The sequence below is a fragment of the Chamaesiphon sp. OTE_20_metabat_361 genome (assembly GCF_031364565.1).
Map to the genome: position 1 here is coordinate 1 of NZ_JANLWO010000249.1, position 1,691 is coordinate 1,691.

The following is a 1,691-nucleotide window of genomic DNA, read 5'->3' on the forward strand; positions in this document are numbered from 1 at the left end:
CGAAGTATTTGCCGCATTTCCCAACGATTTACCAAACCGTTCCCACAGGTTTCCAGATGGCAACATGCCATAGTTACCATACAACCATCGATCGACCTGACTTTCTTCCTGATATTTCTTGGTCTGAACATAGCGGTAGACCCCACTAGCAGCCCCATCAGCAAACCTTACCGCCAAAATTGCTCCATCCCCATCAAACCAATGTCCGACGCGCTTACCGCCCCGTTTGAGCCGTCCGGGGCCATTTCGATAGAGGGTGCCACACAAGCCATCGGGAATCGCGCCAGAGACAATCTGTAACTGCGTCTGGGGAAATTCGGGTGCGGGTGCAGCTAGAGCTTGACTCCACAAAGGTTTAGTGGTCGATCGTGAGGTTGTAGTCGTCATGCGTTACTAAATTTAATGACCGATTGGCGGACACATCTTTATGTCAATTTTACCGCGATCTTTCAGCAGTGGGCAATCTCTCTAGCTCGATCGCGGGTTTAACGATCGTCTAGATGAATCGATCGACAATAAAATATTACTATCATAAAATATTACTACTGAGGTCAAAAACATGAGTGAAAATAATGATGCCATCCTCCAAGCTATTCAAGCTGGATTTGCGAATACCGAACGCCATTTCATCGAACTATTTGCCAGTCACAGTCGAATTGAATCTAAGCTAGCTAATCTTGAAGCTGAAGTAGCTAAAATCAAAACTAAACTCGCTAAATTTTAAAATCGGATCGACCGTGAGATCTTCTTCTGAGTGGAGTCGATAGCCGACTCATTGATTTTTCAGACGATATCCGTGGCTTGCAAACTCAACAAAATCGCGTCAGCGAATATCTTTTCAATTGCGGGGATGCCCAAATGATTTGGTGAGTGCCAATAAAGCGAACAAAAATAATTTGGGCGGGGTAGTTAATTTCAACGACTAATCGATATTTATTACCTGCGATATTGAATAAGGTTCGATTATTTTTCAGGATGCTAGTCTTTTAGAGTACCGCTTCGTCTCTGACTAACTTCTCCCAACCGAGATCCTTGAGATTTTCATTTCGACGCAGCGGACGAGTTACTAATTCCAAAATATCACGAGAATTAGTAAAACCGTGCATTTGCGCGAACGTAAACTCTACCGACCATTTTGTTGTAATTCCCCGTGCTTCGAGCGGATTGGCGTGAGCCATTCCGGTAATTACTAGATCGGGTTTCTGGGCATAAATACGTTGCAACTGATTGTAATTGTCTGGTTTTTCCATAATTGTTGGTAATGGCGAATTCATTTCCCGACAGGTTTTTTCCAGCAGAGCTAGTTCGGCTGCTTGGTAGCGTTTATCCATGTAGGGAATGCCGATTTCTTGAACTGTCATCCCACAGCGAATCAAGAACCGCGCCATCGAAACTTCCAGGAGATTGTCACCCATGAAGAAGACAGATTTACCGCGAATCAGTTTGACGTATTCTTCCACGCCTTCCCAGATTTGGGCTTCGCGCTCGTCCAATCCTTGGGGTTCGATATTAAATACCGAACAGATTTTCTCAATCCAGGCGCGGGTGCCGTCAGGTCCGATCGGGAATGGTGCGCCAATTAGTTTACACTTACGACGGCGCATCAGTGTGGTAGCTGTGCGACTGAGGAAGGGATTCACGCCACAGACGTAATAACCTTCTTCGAGTACAGGTAGCTCGGTAAATCGTTT

3 protein-coding genes and 1 pseudogene are annotated in these 1,691 nt (G+C 45.4%); 1 reads left to right on the forward strand and 3 read right to left on the reverse strand.

Annotated features, from left to right (window positions below; translation table 11 throughout):
• Positions 1–387: carotenoid oxygenase family protein (locus RMO35_RS07320; RefSeq protein ID WP_309739729.1), on the reverse strand; the 387-nt coding region annotated here is incomplete at its 3' end.
• Positions 388–559: 172 nt separating this feature from the next.
• Here RMO35_RS07320 and RMO35_RS07325 point away from each other — a divergent pair.
• The gene (locus RMO35_RS07325; protein ID WP_309739732.1) at positions 560–724 is read left to right on the forward strand and encodes a hypothetical protein; all 165 of its coding nucleotides are present in this window, start codon (positions 560–562) and stop codon (positions 722–724) included.
• Between the two features lie 85 nt (positions 725–809).
• Here RMO35_RS07325 and RMO35_RS07330 read toward each other — a convergent pair.
• Together RMO35_RS07330 and RMO35_RS07335 are read right to left on the reverse strand one after the other, a co-directional pair.
• Positions 810–980, reverse strand: a pseudogene (locus RMO35_RS07330) (type II toxin-antitoxin system HigB family toxin); the annotation flags it as partial.
• Positions 981–986: 6 nt separating this feature from the next.
• On the reverse strand, positions 987–1,691 hold a 705-nt coding region (locus RMO35_RS07335; protein WP_309739735.1), incomplete at its 5' end, for a ferredoxin:protochlorophyllide reductase (ATP-dependent) subunit N.